The organism is Cryobacterium algoricola (genome assembly GCF_004402485.1).
Lineage (GTDB): Bacteria > Actinomycetota > Actinomycetes > Actinomycetales > Microbacteriaceae > Cryobacterium > Cryobacterium algoricola.
In genome coordinates, this window is the sequence record NZ_SOFG01000018.1 from 97,233 (window position 1) to 111,340 (window position 14,108).

Below are 14,108 nucleotides of genomic sequence, written 5' to 3' on the forward strand. Positions count from 1 at the left end.
GCCTCAAGCGGGGGTGCCGGAAAGCGGTCGGATGAGGGGGTCAGCGGCGTTCGCGCCGGATTGCGGGTGACTCGATGAGCAAATGGACGGCAATCGCGGTCCTCGGCAGTGCGCAGTTCGTCATGGTGCTCGACAGCACCGTGATGAATGTGTCGATCTCGACCGTTGTCACCGACCTGGACACTACGGTCGCCGCCATGCAGAGCGCGATCACGTTCTACACCCTCACGATGGCGGCGGTCATGCTGCTCGGCGCCAAGCTCGGCGATATCTGGGGCCGGCGGCGTGCGTTCGTGATCGGCGCGATCGTCTACTCGTGCGGTTCACTGTTGACGGCGCTGAGTCCGAACTTCGCGGTGCTCTTCCTCGGTTGGTCTGTCATCGAAGGTCTCGGCGCCGTGCTGGTGATCCCGGCGATCGCCGCTCTCGTCGCGGAGAACTACCGGGACAGGGACCGGGTGACCGCGTACGCGATCATCGGCGCCGTGTCCGGGGCGGCCGTCGCGGCCGGCCCCCTGATCGGAGGCTACGTCACGACCTACCTGAATTGGCGCTACGTCTTCGTGGCCGAGGTCGTGATCATGATCGGCGTCGTTCTCACCGGGCGCCTCATTTCCGACACCAGCAAGCCGAGCAGCACCCGGATCGACGTCCCGAGCGTTCTGCTCTCTGCGGCGGGCCTCGTCCTCGTCGTCTACGGGATGCTGCAGAGCAAGACCTGGGGCTGGATCCTCCCGAAACAGGCTCCCGAGATCAACGGCACCCGGATCGAGCCCCTGGGACTGTCCCTCGTTCCATACCTGATCCTGCTGGGCGTCTTCCTGCTCTGGCTGTTCACCGGTCGCCAACGGCGCCTGCGCGAGACCGGTCGTGCCACGCTCCTCGACGTCGGAATGTTCTCGATCACGCAGCTCCGGTCCGGGCTCTCCGTGCTCGGCGCGCAGTACGCGTTCACCGCCGGGGTGTTCTTCATGATTCCGATCTACCTGCAGATGACCCTCGGCCTCAACGCCCTGGAAACCGGGCTGAAGATCTTCCCGCTGTCGATCGCGCTCATCCTCTTCTCCGTGGTGGGCACCCGGTTGTCGACGCTGTGGTCACCGCGCCGGATCGTGCGGGTCGGTCAGCTGGTCCTGGTGGGGAGCGCCGTCTGCCTGCTCGGTTCCGTCTCCTTGGACCTGAGGAGCGTCGTGTTCGGCATCGGGATGTTCACTGCGGGAGCTGCGCTCGGCCTTCTCGCCTCGCAACTCGGCAACGTGAACATGTCGAGCGTCGGCGAGGAGAGAACGAGCGAGGTCGGCGGGCTGCAGGGCGTCTTCCAGAATCTCGGCTCGTCGCTCGGTACTGCCTTGATCGGGTCGGTCCTGATCGCGTCGCTCTCGACCTCGTTCCATAGCTCGGTGCAGAGCAGCAGCCTCCCCGACTCTGTGAAGTCCGCGGTCAGCACGCAGACGGAGGCCGGTATCGCCATCGTGCCCGTCTCGAGCGTGGCCGGCATCGCGACCGATGCCGGACTGTCGAGCTCCGACAGCGCCGAGCTGACCACGATCTACAGCGAATCGCAGGTGTCCTCCCTGCGGGTGTCCTTCTTCGTGCTGATCCTCGTCGCCCTCGGATCCCTGCTGTTCTCCCGGAACATTCCGAATCAGACCGTCGCGAGGCGCGAGGGGAAGGCCAGGGCGGCGCGGCAGACGCCGTGACCGTGCCCATTCCCGAAACCGCTGAACGACACTAGTTTGTCAGCGACGAGGGCATCACACGGGTGTCCCGGTATCCGAGGAAAGACGGCTCATGGATAATTTCTGGAACTTTGTGGGGTTCTTCTTCTGGTCCTTTGTCTTTCTGGCCTATCTCATGGTGCTCGTGACCATCATCGGAGACCTGTTCAGCGACCACAAGGTCAGCGGCTGGGTCAAGGCCGTCTGGATGATCTTCCTGGTCTTCCTGCCCTTCCTCACGGCTCTCGTCTACCTGATCGCGCGGGGTTCCGGGATGTCCGAGCGCCAGGTGCAGCGCAGGCAGCAGTACCGGGGCGAGGCCGACCAGTACATCAAGACCGTCACGGGTACCTCGCCGTCCGGTGAGATCGCGGACGCGAAGAAACTGCTGGATTCCGGCGTCATCACCCAGGCCGAGTTCGAGCGGCTCAAGGCCCGCGCGCTCGGCTAAGCCGGAACCGGCGGAAAACGGTAGAGCAACGGCAGAGAGGTCGTCCAGCATGTACGAGGACAGGGCCGCGCTCGACACTGTCGTCGAGCACGCGACTGTGGCGGAGCGCAAGGCAACGGGTAAGCAGGCCCGGGAGCACACCCCTCTCGCCAGTCACACGGGCTGGGTCCCGGCCGCGGACCGGCCGGACCCGGTCGCGTTACTCGAGGAACAGAACCTGACCAGGGAGCAGGACCTGGTGCCCGTGCGGCACGGCCGGATGCTGGTATCGCCGTTCACGTTCTACCGCGGTGCGGCCAGGATCATGGCCGCCGACCTCAAGGACACCCCGAGGTCCGGGCTGATCGTCCAGCTCTGCGGTGACGCGCACCTGTCCAATTTCGGCCTGTTCGCCTCGCCGGAGCGGGCCCTGCTCTTCGACCTGAACGACTTCGACGAGACCCTGCCAGGGCCCTTCGAGTACGACGTCCAGCGGATGTGCGCGAGTTTCACGATCGCGGCGCGCAACAACGGGTTCACGAGGTCCCAGATCCACGACGTGACGCTCGCCTCGGTGCGGGCGTACCGCGAGGCGATGGCCGAATTCGCGAAGATGCGCACGATGGACGTCTGGTACGCCCGCATGACCGAGGAGACGGTCATGGCGACCCTCCAGGCCGCCGCCGGCAGGAAGAGCGGAGACCGGACCGAACGCAAGGCCGCCCTGAACGCCGAAAAGAGGACCAGGGCGATCGCGGACAAGGCCCGCACCCGCGACAGCCTGCAGGCGCTGTCGAAACTCGCGGAGTACGTCGACGGGGAGTACCGCATTATCAGCCAGCCGCCGATCATCATCCCCGTGCGGGAGCTGACCACGACGACGGGACTGACCCCGGACGCGATCGAGGAATCGGTTCGGACGGCGTTTCGCTCCTACCGCGCCTATCTCCAGGACGACCGCCGCCAACTGCTCGAACGGTTCGAACTCGTCGACGTGGCCCGCAAAGTCGTGGGTGTCGGGAGCGTCGGCACGCGCGCATACATCGCGCTGCTCCAGGGGCGTGACCAGCAGGATCCCCTCTTCCTCCAGGTCAAGGAGGCCAGGGCGTCTGTGCTCGAGGACCACCTTTCCAGGAGCCGCTACGAGCAACCCGGCGAGCGCGTCGTACAGGGACAACGGATGATGCAGGCCGCGAGCGACATCTACCTCGGCTGGACGAAAGGGGTGCAGGAGAACCGGTACCTGTACTGGCGCCAGCTGCGCGATATGAAGGGGTCCGTCGTCGTGGAGAACATGGTGCCGTACGGCATGGGCCTCTACGCCGGGCTGTGCGGCTGGACGCTCGCGCGCGCGCACGCCCGCTCGGGTGACCCCGTCGCCATCGCCGCCTACCTCGGGAAGAGCGACGCCTTCGACACCGCGATCACCGAGTTCTCGGTGCGATATGCGGAGCAGAACGATCGCGACTTCGAGGCCTTCGCCGAGGCCGTCCACTCCGGGCGGTTGCAGTCGATCGCCGGCCTGTAGCGAGGTCCCTCCGGACTCGGCGCGCAGCACCGCAGCCTAAGATTCAGGAGGGTCTTCCTCAGCGACGTCCCGCCTGTCTGCCGGCCACCGGCAACAGGCTGACGACCGGCCTCGAAGGACGACCCACCGATGTTGCACAAATCCAGCCTGCTCGCCGGGCTCGCGGCCCTGATCCTGGTTCCGCTCACCCTCACCGGATGCTCCGCCAACGGGAGCACCGCGACCGGGTCGGATGCGGCATCCGCCGGGAAGACGACCATCGCGATGGTCACCCACGGAAACCCCGGCGACGCGTTCTGGGACGTCGTCAAGAGCGGCGCGGAGCAGGCAGGGAAAGACCTCGGCGCGACCGTCACCTACCAGGGCGATGGCGACCCGGTGCGGCAGAGCCAGCTGATCGACTCGGCCGTCGCGACGCACCCGGACGGGCTGATCGTCTCGATGGCGAACCCCGACGGCGTCAAGGCGTCCATCGAGAAGGCCGTCGCGGCCGGCATCCCGGTGATCACGATCAACTCGGGACTCGAGGAGTCGCTCGCCTTCGGCGCGCAGACGCACGTCGGCCAGAGCGAGTATGCCGCGGGTCAGGCAGCGGGGAAGCGGCTTGCCGCGGCGGGAGCGACGAAGGTGATCTGCGTGATCCATGAGGCCGGTAATACGGGCCTCGAGGACCGCTGCCGGGGAGCCGCCGACGGACTCGGCAGTGCCGTGACCAACGTGCAGGTCGACATCGCCAACCTCGCGGACGCCCAGAACACGATCAAGAGCACGCTCCTCGCCGACCCGTCCATCGACGGCGTGCTGAGCCTGAACCCGGGCGTCGCCGTCGCCGCGAGCCAGGCCATCACCGACGCAGGCAGCCGCGCGCAGCTCGCGACCTTCGACGTGTCCAAGGACGTGACGGCGCTCATCGAGGCCGGCTCGATCCTGTTCGCGGTCGACCAGCAGCCGTACTCCCAGGGCTACCTGCCCGTGGTCTTCCTCACCCTGCAGAAGCGCAACGGCGACGTCGTCGGCGGCGGCCAGCCGGTGTTCTCCGGACCCGGGTTCGTGACGAAGGAGAACGCGGCGCAGGTCGCCGGCTACGCCGCACGCGGGACCCGATGACGCAGGCAGCGACGGTGACCGAACGACCCGCCCGGCCTGGCCGCGGGGTCGCGCTGCTGCGCCGCCCCGAGGTCGGGGCCTTCGTGGCCGCCTTCGGGATCTTCCTGTACTTCTCGATCTCGACGTCCGCTTTCCTGACCCCGGCCGGCGTCGCGACCTGGCTCTATTCGTCGTCGCTGTTCGGGATCATGGCCGTCGCCGTCGCGCTCCTGATGATCGGCGGAGAGTTCGATCTGTCCGCCGGCGCGATGACCGGAACGACCGGCCTGATCGTCGGCATCGCGACGACGCAGTGGGGCCTGAACATCTGGCTCGCCCTCGTGCTCGCGCTCGCCGCGGCCCTCCTGGTCGGGGCGTTCAACGCCTGGCTCGTCACCTCGACCGGACTGCCGAGTTTCATCGTGACCCTCGCGACCTTCTTCATCCTGCAGGGCCTCAACCTCGCCGTCACCAAGCTGCTCACCGGAACCGTGGCGATCCAGGGCCTCGGAGCCGTCACCGGCTTCGACCAGGCCCGGGTGCTCTTCGGCTCCTCGTTCCCGCTGTTCGGCATGGACGTCAAGATCTCGATCGTCTGGTGGATCCTGCTGACCGGGCTCGCGACCTGGGTGCTGCTGCGCACCCGCTTCGGCAACTGGGTCTTCGCGGTCGGCGGCCAGGCCGCAAGCGCCCGCCAGGTCGGCGTGCCCGTGCGCCGGGTGAAGTTCGGGCTCTTCCTCACGACCGCGGGCGCCGCCTGGCTCGTCGGCATGCTCCAGCTCTTCGACGTGTCGACCGTGCAGGCGACGACGGGCATCGGCCAGGAGTTCGTCTACATCATCTGCGCCGTCGTCGGCGGCTGCCTGCTCACCGGCGGCTTCGGCTCGGCCGTCGGCGCGGCACTCGGCGCCCTCATCTACGGCATGGCCCTGCAGGGCATCGTCTTCGCGCAGTGGGACAGCAACTGGCTCAAGGCCTTCCTCGGCGGCATGCTCCTGCTCGCGGTGCTCGTCAACCTCTGGGTGCGCCGCCAGGCCGGTGAGCGTTCATGACCGGGGCAGCGGATGCCGGCGCGCCCCTTCTCGAGGTGCGCGGGGTCGGCAAGAGCTACGGTTCGGTCTCCGCGCTCCGCGGCGTGACGGCCTCGGTCGCGGCCGGCGAGGTGCTCTGCGTGCTCGGCGACAACGGAGCAGGCAAGTCGACGCTCATCAAGATCCTCGCGGGCGCGCACGCGCCCACCGAAGGCACCCTGCTCGCCCACGGGGTCGAACGGCAGTTCGCGAGCCCCCGCGACGCGCTCGCCCTCGGCATCGCGACGGTGTACCAGGACCTCGCCCTCGTCCCGCTACTCCCGGTCTGGCGGAACTTCTTCCTCGGCGCCGAGATCACCGTCGGCCGCGGCCCGTTCCGCCGCCTCGACGTCGCCGCGATGCGCAGGGCCACCCGGGACGACCTCGCGCTGATGGGCATCACCCTCCGCGACGTGGACCAGCCGATCGGAACCCTCTCCGGCGGCGAGCGCCAGGCCGTCGCGATCGCGCGCGCGGTGCACTTCGGTGCCGGGCTCGTGATCCTCGACGAACCGACCTCGGCGCTCGGCGTCAGCCAGGCCGCGCTCGTGCTCCGCTACATCGCGCGGGCCCGCGACCGCGGAATCGGCATCGTGTTCATCACGCACAACCCGCACCACGCCTGGGCGGTCGGAGACCGGTTCCTGGTGCTGCGTCGTGGCACGAGCCTCGGCGAGTTCGGGCGCGACGAGATCAGCCTCGAAGCGCTGACGGGGTTGATGGCCGGCGGCGCGGAGCTCGACGCGCTCGGACCCGAGCTGGACCGGGCGGCATCCGCCCGCGACCCGGCCTGACGCCCCGCCCCACCCCGCTCGGGGCGGAGGCGGGCGCCGGCTCGCGGCCGGCCGACACCTGCGCGTCACACGGCTGTTCTACACTGGGGAATCGTCGTGCGGTGGCCAGCCCCGCAGCCCGAGCGGAGGAGCGAGCGTGACCCAGAACCCCGTCCCGCAGGGCACCGGCCAGGCCGAATCTCCGGCGGCGGCCCAGGCCGTGCTCGAGGCGGGGTCCCGCACCGCGGAGCCCCGCACCCTCATCGACATCCTGTTCGCGACGGCGGCGCTGCACCCGGGTGCGCTCGCGCTCGAGGACCAGGTCGGCACCGTCAACTACCGGCAGTTGCAGCACCTCGTCAACGAGCAGGCCCTCGCACTCAGCCAGGCCGGGGTGCGCCGCGGCGACACCGTCGGCATCCGGATCCCCTCCGGCACCCGGGACCTCTACGTCTCCATCCTCGCGACCCTGCGCGTGGGCGCCGCCTATGTGCCCGTCGACGCCGACGATCCGGAGGAACGCGCCCAGCTCGTCTTCAGCGAGGCCCGCGTCGTCGGCGTGATCGGCGAGGGCGGCGCGTTCGCGTTCCGGTCGGCCGTCGACGGCGCCATGCTGGGGCAGCGGATGCTGCCGCCCGACGACGACCTGACTCTCGCCCACACGCACCGCACCCTGCCCAGGGGCAGCGACGACGCCTGGGTGATCTTCACCTCCGGATCGACGGGGGTGCCCAAGGGCGTCGCGGTCTCGCACCGCTCGGCGGCGGCGTTCGTCGACGCCGAGGCCGGGTTGTTCCTGCGGGCGGACCCGATCGGCCCCGCCGACCGGGTGCTCGCGGGGCTCTCTGTCGCGTTCGATGCCTCGTGCGAGGAGATGTGGCTGGCCTGGCGCAACGGCGCCTGCCTCGTCTCCGCACCGCGTTCTCTCGTGCGCAGCGGCGTCGACCTCGGACCCTGGCTCATCGCGCACGGCATCACCGTCGTGTCGACGGTACCGACCCTCGCCGCCCTCTGGCCGGAGGACGCCCTCGAGCGGGTGCGCCTGCTCATCTTCGGCGGCGAGGCCTGCCCGCCCGAACTCGCCGCGCGGCTGCAGGCCCGCGGCCGCGAGGTGTGGAACACGTACGGGCCGACCGAGGCGACCGTCGTCGCGTGCGCGGCGCCGCTCGACGGCAGCACGCCGATCCGGATCGGACTGCCCCTGGACGGCTGGGACCTCGCCGTCGTCGATGCCGCGGGCGCCCGCGTCGCCGAGGGCGAGACCGGGGAACTCATCATCGGGGGAGTGGGCCTCGCCCGCTACCTCGATCCGGCCAAGGACGCCGAGAAGTACGCCCCGCACACCGGCCTCGGCTGGCCGCGGGCGTACCGCAGCGGCGACCTCGTGCGCTTCGAGGCCGCCGGGCTCGTCTTCGCCGGCCGCGCCGACGACCAGGTCAAGCTCGGCGGTCGCCGGATCGAACTCGGCGAGATCGAGGCCGCGCTCCGCACCCTGCCGGGCGTCGCAGGGGCCGCCGCGGTGGTGCAGCGGACGCCGGCGGGGAACCAGGTGCTCGTGGGCTATCTCGCGCTCGCCGACGGGGCATCCGCTCTCGACCGCGGCGCTGCCACCCTGCGGCTGCGCGAGGAACTGCCCGCCGCGCTCGTGCCGCTGCTGCACGTCGTCGCTGAGCTGCCCACCCGCGTCTCCGGCAAGGTCGACAAGGCCGCGCTGCCGTGGCCGCTCCCGGCGACCGGCGACGACACGGATGCCGGCCGGCTCTCGCCGACGGCGGCCTGGCTCGCCGAGAAGTGGGCCGCCATCCTCGGGTCCACCGTCGAGGGGCCGGACGCCGACTTCTTCGCCCACGGGGGCGGCTCGCTCACCGCCGCCCAGTTCGTCTCCGCACTCCGGGAAAGGTACCCGGACACCCGGGTCAACGACATCTACGACCACCCGCGGATCGGCGCACTCGCCGACGAGCTCGATTCCCGCACCCCGGCCGCCGCGACCGCCGCCCGCGCTGTGCTCCCCGTTCCGCTGCGCAGCCAGGTGCTGCAGACCCTGCTCGGCGTGCCGCTGCACGCCCTCGTCGGCGCCCGTTGGCTCGTCTACCTCGCGGCGGCGAACAACCTGCTCGCGGCGGCCGGAGCACCCTTCGCGCCGACGCTGTCCTGGTGGTGGATCCTGCTCGGCTTCCTGGTGTTCGTCACCCCGCCGGGCAAGATGGCGCTCTCGGTGCTCGCCGCCCGGCTGCTGCTCCGGGGCGTGACACCCGGCGCGTACCCGCGCGCGGGATCGGTGCACCTGCGGCTCTGGCTCGCCGAACAGGTGTCCCTGCTCGTCGACGCCGTGAGCCTCGCCGGAGCACCCTGGATCAGCTACTACGCCAGGGCTCTCGGCGCCCGCATCGAACCGGGCGTCGACCTGCACTCGCTGCCCCCGGTCACCGGGATGCTGTCCATCGGCGAGCGGGCCGCGATCGAACCCGAAACCGACCTGTCCGGGTACTGGATCGACGGGGACGTGCTCCGCATCGGCCGGGTGAAGATCGGGGCCGGCGCCACGATCGGCGCCCGCAGCACCCTCCTCGGCGGTGCGGTGATCGGCGAGGGCGCCATCATCGAGCCGGGCGCCGCCGTGTCTGGGCACGTGCCCGAGGGCGAACGGTGGGCCGGTTCGCCCGCCACCCGGGTCGGGGCCGCCCGCGGAGCCTGGCCGGCCGATCATCCGCCACGGGGCCGGCGCTGGCTGATCGCTTACGCCCTCGGCGCCCTCGGCATGACCGCGATGCCCGCGATCGCGGTGATCCTCGCCGCACTCATCGTCGGCGCCGCGATCGGCGACGCCGGCACCCTCGGTGTGGCGCTCGGCCGGGCGGCGCTCGTGATGCCGCTCGCGGTCGTCGGCGCGGGGCTCGTCTACGCCTTGCTCGTCGTCCTCGCCGTCCGCGCCCTCGGGGTCGGGCTCCGCGAGGGCTACTACCCGGTGCGCGGCCGGTTCGGCTGGCAGGTCTGGATGACCGAACGCATCCTCGACGGCGCCCGCACCCTGCTCTTCCCCGTGTACGCGAGCCTGCTCACCCCGGTCTGGCTCCGCCTGCTCGGCGCGAAGGTCGGCGCCGGCGTCGAGGCATCGACGGTGCTGCTCATCCCCGCACTCACGACGATCGCGCCCGCCGCGTTCCTCGCCGACGACACGATGGTCGCGTGTTACGAACTCGGCGGCGGCTGGATGCACATCGGCCCGGCCAAGGTCGGCCGTCGCGCCTTCCTCGGCAACAGCGGCATGGCCGGCGCCGGCCGCACGGTGCCGCGCAACGGGCTCGTCGCCGTGCTCTCCTCCGCGCCGCGCAAGGCCAAGCGCGGGTCCTCGTGGCTCGGCAACCCGCCGGAGCGACTCCGGCGGCTCGTGACGGACGTCGATGAGGCGCGCACGTTCCGCCCGCCCGCCCGCCTCCGCGCGGCCCGGGCCATCTGGGAGGTGCTCCGGATCGTGCCCGTCATCGTGACCGGGCTGATCGCCCTCTGCGTGCTCGCCGCGCTCGACGGGCTCTGGATCGGCCTCGGCCTGGGCTGGGCGATCCTGCTCGGCGGGATCGTGCTGCTCGCGGCCGGTGCGGTCGCCGCGGCCGTGACGAGCCTCGCCAAGTGGGCGCTCGTCGGGCGGATCTCCGTGAGCGAGCATCCGCTCTGGTCGTCGTTCATCTGGCGCAACGAGGTGTCGGACACCTTCGTCGAAATGGTCGCCCGGCCGTGGTTCGCGGCGAAGGCCGCGGGGACCCCGGCCCTGTCGGTGTTCCTGCGCACGATCGGGGCCAGGGTGGGCCGCGGAGTTTGGTGCGAGACGTACTGGCTGCCGGAAGCCGACCTCGTATCTCTCGGCGACGGGGTCACCGTGAACCGCGGCTGCGTCGTGCAGACGCACCTCTTCCACGACCGGATCATGCAGCTCGACCGGGTAGCGCTCGCCGAGGGCGCGACCCTCGGCCCGCACAGCGTGATCCTGCCCGCCGCATCGGTGGATGCCGGCGCGACCGTCGGCCCCGCCTCGCTCGTGATGCGCGGCGAACGAGTGCCTGCCGGGTCGGTCTGGTCGGGGAACCCGATCGCGCCCTGGCGCAGGCTACCGTGGACACCATGAGTCCGCAGACCGGTGGGAAGACTGGCGCCGAAAAGGGCTCCGCAGGCAAGGGCTCCTCCGACTCGTCCGGCAAGGTCGCGCTCAACCTGCCGTCGACGATCGGCTCCGGCTCGGCCGGCGACCCGTACCTGATCGGCGCGGGCAACGGCGGCTACCGGGCGCTGCACTACGACCTCGACCTCGACTACCGGGTGGCGACCAACCAACTGCGCGCGACCGCGACGATCACCCTCGTCGCGACGATGCGCCTGGACCGGTTCAGCCTCGACTTCGACGGGCTGAGCGTCGACCGGCTCACGGTCAACGGCGCCCGGCCGCGCAAATTCGTGCACACCGGCCGCAAGCTCGTGGTGACCCCGCTGACGACGATGGAAGCCGGGGAACGGTTCGAGATCGCCGTGCGGTATCGCGGGGCGCCGCATCCGCTGCGCAGCATCTGGGGAGAGGTCGGCTGGGAGGAACTGCTCGACGGCGTGCTCGTCGCGGGGCAGCCGTGCGGGGCCGCGTCGTGGTTCCCGTGCAACGACCACCCGAGCAACAAGGCGACGTACCGGATCGCGGTGAGCTGCGAGGCGCCGTACACCGTCGTCTCGAACGGCACGCTCACCGGTAAATCGACCCGCTCCGGCCACACCCGGTGGACCTTCGAGGTTGTCGAGCCGATGGCGACCTACCTCGCCTCCGTGATGATCGGACGGTACCGTCCGCTCGCGCTCGCGCCGGTCGCGGCGGGCGGCCCCGCCCCGGTGCCGGTCACGCTGCACTTCCCGTCGAACCTCGCGCACAACGTGGGCGTCGACTTCGGCAGGCTCGGCGAGATGGTCTCGGTGTTCAGCGCTGCCTTCGGCCCGTACCCGTTCCCCGGGTACTCGGTCGTCGTGACGGATGACGTGCTCGAGATCCCGCTCGAGGCGCACGGCCTCGCCGTGTTCGGCCGCAACCACGTCGACGGCAACCACGGCAGCGATCGCCTGATCGCGCACGAACTCGCGCACCAGTGGTTCGGCAACAGCCTCACCGCCGCCGCGTGGCGCGACATCTGGTTGCAGGAGGGCTTCGCCTGCTACGCGGAGTGGATCTGGGGCGAACACGCCGGCGGACGCACCGCGGAGCAGAGCGCGGTGTACCACCGCGGCCGGCTCGAGGCACAGCCGCAGGACCTCCTCGTCGGCGACCCCGGCCCGCACGACATGTTCGACGACCGGGTCTACAAGCGCGGCGCGCTCGCGCTGCACGCCGTGCGGCGCTCCCTCGGCGACGACGTCTTCTTCGACACCCTCCGCGCCTGGACCCGCGCCAACCGGCACGGCCTCGTCTCGACGGATGCCTTCGTCGAGTTCGTCTCGATCCACACCGGAAGCGAAGAGATCCGCCGCATCATCGACCGCTGGATCTACCGGACCGCCCTCCCCAAACTCTGATGTCGGGGGTGTCCGGCAGCCGGAGGGTGGGCTGGGTGCCGGGGTGGGTGAGGACGGCGACTCGGCCGACGAGGCCGGGGCCGGGGTCGAAGCTTGCGAGCAGGATGCCGGCCAGGGGGACGCCGGCTCCCGGCCAGGAGTGGAGCGCCGGGCCGAAACCCGGTTCCCGGCGGCGGGCGAGGGTGAGGTCGCGCGGGTCGACGCGGAGGCCGTCGCCGGTGGACTTCAGGATCGCCTCCTTCGCGCACCAGATCCCGGCGAGTTCCAGGCCGTTCGGTGGCGAAGCCGCCGCCCGCTCGCGGGGTGAGAGGAGGACATCGGCCACGGGGGAGCGGGTGACGGCATCCACACTCTCGATGTCGACGCCGACAGGCCCGGCGAAACTCACGGCGACGGCGACCTGGTCGACCGCGCGGCTCAGGCTGAGGTGCACGGCGGGGTGCGGCGCGGACCCGGGTGCCGCTGTCTCGAGGGAGGGGACGCCGTGCTCGGTGCTCCCGCAGTGCGGGCAGCGGCGGAAGACGCGCACGCTCGCGGGATCGAGGCCGAGTACCTCGGCGGCCGTCGCCGCCAGGAGTGCGCGGTCGGCGGCATCCGTCTGCCCGCGGGGCGCGACGAGCACGACCACCTCGCCAGCACCCCGATCGATCACGACTCCAACCTAGCCGCGCCCCCTGTTCCGAATTCAGGAGGTCGCGCCCGTAGTGCCGCTTTCCGGCCGGATTTCGGGCATTTCGAGGCTCAACTCCTGAATTCGACACACCCGGCACGACACCGGGGGAGTGCGACACTGGTAGCTGCACTCGAGGAGCACGCCATGACACTGATTGACAACGCGGTTTACGTAGACGGACGACGCCTCGCGACGCCGGCCTCCCTCGATGAGACCTATGCGACACTGACCGAGTGCGGCGGCTTCGCCTGGATCGGCATGTACCGGCCGGAAGAGACCGAAGTGCGCTCCATCGCGTCGGAGTTCCAGCTGCACCACCTCTCGGTCGAGGACGCGCTGAAAGGCCACCAGCGGTCCAAGCTCGAACGGTTCGACGACATCCTCTTCGTGGTGCTGCGGCCGGCCCGGTACATCGACGCCGAGGAGCGGGTCGAGTTCGGCGAGTTGCACGTCTTCGTCGGACCTGACTTCGTCGTGACCATCCGCCATGCCGAATCGCCCGACCTCGCGAAGGTTCGCGCGCGGATGGAGTCGACGCCGAGGCTCCTCGCCCTCGGGCCCGAGGCGGTGCTCTACGCGATTTTCGACCAGCTCGTCGACGAGTACGCACCCGTGATCGCCGGCCTCGAGAACGACATCGACGAGATCGAGGACGAGATCTTCGACGGCGACCCCGAGGTCGCCCGGCGCATCTACGACCTGTCGCGCGAGGTGATCGAGTTCCAGCGGGCGACCCAGCCGCTGATCGGGATGCTCGAGGCGCTCAAGCGCGGCTTCGCGAAGTACAACGTGGAGGCCGAGCTGCACCACCACCTCGACGACGTGCTCGACCATGTGCTCCGGATCAACGAGCGCGGCGCGACTTTCCGGCAGATCCTCGACAACGCGCTCATCGTGCACTCGACGCTCGTCACCCAGCGGCAGAACGACGAGACCCGGCGGCTGTCCGAGACGAGCCTCGCGCAGAGCGAAGAGGTCAAGAAGATCTCGAGCTGGGCGGCGATCCTGTTCGCGCCCACCCTCGTCGGCACCGTCTACGGCATGAACTTCGAGAACATGCCGGAGCTGCACTGGGAGTACGGCTACCCCTTCGCGCTGGGCCTGATGGTTGCGGGCGGCTTCGTGCTCTGGCGCGTCTTCAAGAAGAACAACTGGCTCTAGCCGCGCCCAGCTGCACCTTTCCGGTCGAGAGTTACCCGCGTACCGGGCACTCTCGACCGGAAAAGTATCTCTCGGGGGTCGTGGGGGAGCTGCGCAGAGGCCACCGCGGGCGGGGGCGGGGCTCC

At 70.3% G+C, this 14,108-nt stretch carries 10 protein-coding genes; 9 read left to right on the forward strand and 1 reads right to left on the reverse strand.

The window, feature by feature from the left end; all coding sequences use genetic code 11:
- The first annotated feature begins 74 nt into the window (after positions 1-74).
- From E3O44_RS14105 to E3O44_RS14140, 8 genes are all read left to right on the forward strand, one after another.
- Positions 75-1,700, forward strand: a complete 1,626-nt coding sequence (locus E3O44_RS14105; RefSeq protein WP_134535412.1) for an MFS transporter — start codon at positions 75-77, stop codon at positions 1,698-1,700.
- Between the two features lie 91 nt (positions 1,701-1,791).
- The gene (locus tag E3O44_RS14110) at positions 1,792-2,169 is read left to right on the forward strand and encodes an SHOCT domain-containing protein (protein ID WP_134535413.1); all 378 of its coding nucleotides are present in this window, start codon (positions 1,792-1,794) and stop codon (positions 2,167-2,169) included.
- 49 nt (positions 2,170-2,218) lie between these two features.
- Positions 2,219-3,676: a DUF2252 domain-containing protein gene (locus E3O44_RS14115; protein ID WP_134535414.1), complete on the forward strand. Its 1,458-nt coding sequence runs from the start codon at positions 2,219-2,221 to the stop codon at positions 3,674-3,676.
- A gap of 129 nt (positions 3,677-3,805) precedes the next feature.
- On the forward strand, positions 3,806-4,783 hold the full coding sequence (locus E3O44_RS14120; RefSeq protein WP_134535415.1) for a sugar ABC transporter substrate-binding protein: 978 nt from the start codon (positions 3,806-3,808) through the stop codon (positions 4,781-4,783).
- Positions 4,780-5,814: an ABC transporter permease gene (locus E3O44_RS14125; protein WP_134535416.1), complete on the forward strand. Its 1,035-nt coding sequence runs from the start codon at positions 4,780-4,782 to the stop codon at positions 5,812-5,814. The genes E3O44_RS14120 and E3O44_RS14125 overlap by 4 nt, the downstream gene beginning before the upstream one ends.
- A complete protein-coding gene (locus E3O44_RS14130; RefSeq protein WP_134535417.1) occupies positions 5,811-6,626 on the forward strand; it encodes an ATP-binding cassette domain-containing protein in 816 nt (271 codons plus the stop codon). The genes E3O44_RS14125 and E3O44_RS14130 overlap by 4 nt, the downstream gene beginning before the upstream one ends.
- A 136-nt stretch (positions 6,627-6,762) precedes the next feature.
- The gene (locus E3O44_RS14135; RefSeq protein WP_134535418.1) at positions 6,763-10,728 is read left to right on the forward strand and encodes a Pls/PosA family non-ribosomal peptide synthetase; all 3,966 of its coding nucleotides are present in this window, start codon (positions 6,763-6,765) and stop codon (positions 10,726-10,728) included.
- A complete protein-coding gene (locus E3O44_RS14140) occupies positions 10,725-12,149 on the forward strand; it encodes a M1 family metallopeptidase (RefSeq protein WP_134535419.1) in 1,425 nt (474 codons plus the stop codon). Before E3O44_RS14135 ends, E3O44_RS14140 begins: the two co-directional genes overlap by 4 nt.
- Here E3O44_RS14140 and E3O44_RS14145 read toward each other — a convergent pair.
- Positions 12,106-12,801 carry a 4'-phosphopantetheinyl transferase family protein gene (locus tag E3O44_RS14145; RefSeq protein WP_134535420.1) on the reverse strand — a complete coding sequence of 232 codons (696 nt, stop codon included), beginning with the start codon at positions 12,799-12,801 and terminating at the stop codon, positions 12,106-12,108. The two genes, E3O44_RS14140 and E3O44_RS14145, sit on opposite strands and share 44 nt — an antisense overlap.
- A gap of 165 nt (positions 12,802-12,966) precedes the next feature.
- On the opposite strand from E3O44_RS14145, the gene E3O44_RS14150 reads away from it, so the two are divergent.
- A complete protein-coding gene (locus tag E3O44_RS14150; RefSeq protein ID WP_134535421.1) occupies positions 12,967-13,983 on the forward strand; it encodes a magnesium and cobalt transport protein CorA in 1,017 nt (338 codons plus the stop codon).
- The last annotated feature ends 125 nt before the right edge of the window (positions 13,984-14,108 follow it).

What these genes read in the sequence shown, in the direction of transcription:
- E3O44_RS14105 (WP_134535412.1), top strand. Translation starts at nt 75, where the DNA reads ATGAGCAAATGGACGGCAATCGCGGTCCTCGGCAGTGCGCAGTTCGTC.
- E3O44_RS14110 (WP_134535413.1), top strand. Translation starts at nt 1,792, where the DNA reads ATGGATAATTTCTGGAACTTTGTGGGGTTCTTCTTCTGGTCCTTTGTC.
- E3O44_RS14115 (WP_134535414.1), top strand. Translation starts at nt 2,219, where the DNA reads ATGTACGAGGACAGGGCCGCGCTCGACACTGTCGTCGAGCACGCGACT.
- E3O44_RS14120 (WP_134535415.1), top strand. Translation starts at nt 3,806, where the DNA reads ATGTTGCACAAATCCAGCCTGCTCGCCGGGCTCGCGGCCCTGATCCTG.
- E3O44_RS14125 (WP_134535416.1), top strand. Translation starts at nt 4,780, where the DNA reads ATGACGCAGGCAGCGACGGTGACCGAACGACCCGCCCGGCCTGGCCGC.
- E3O44_RS14130 (WP_134535417.1), top strand. Translation starts at nt 5,811, where the DNA reads ATGACCGGGGCAGCGGATGCCGGCGCGCCCCTTCTCGAGGTGCGCGGG.
- E3O44_RS14140 (WP_134535419.1), top strand. Translation starts at nt 10,725, where the DNA reads ATGAGTCCGCAGACCGGTGGGAAGACTGGCGCCGAAAAGGGCTCCGCA.
- E3O44_RS14150 (WP_134535421.1), top strand. Translation starts at nt 12,967, where the DNA reads ATGACACTGATTGACAACGCGGTTTACGTAGACGGACGACGCCTCGCG.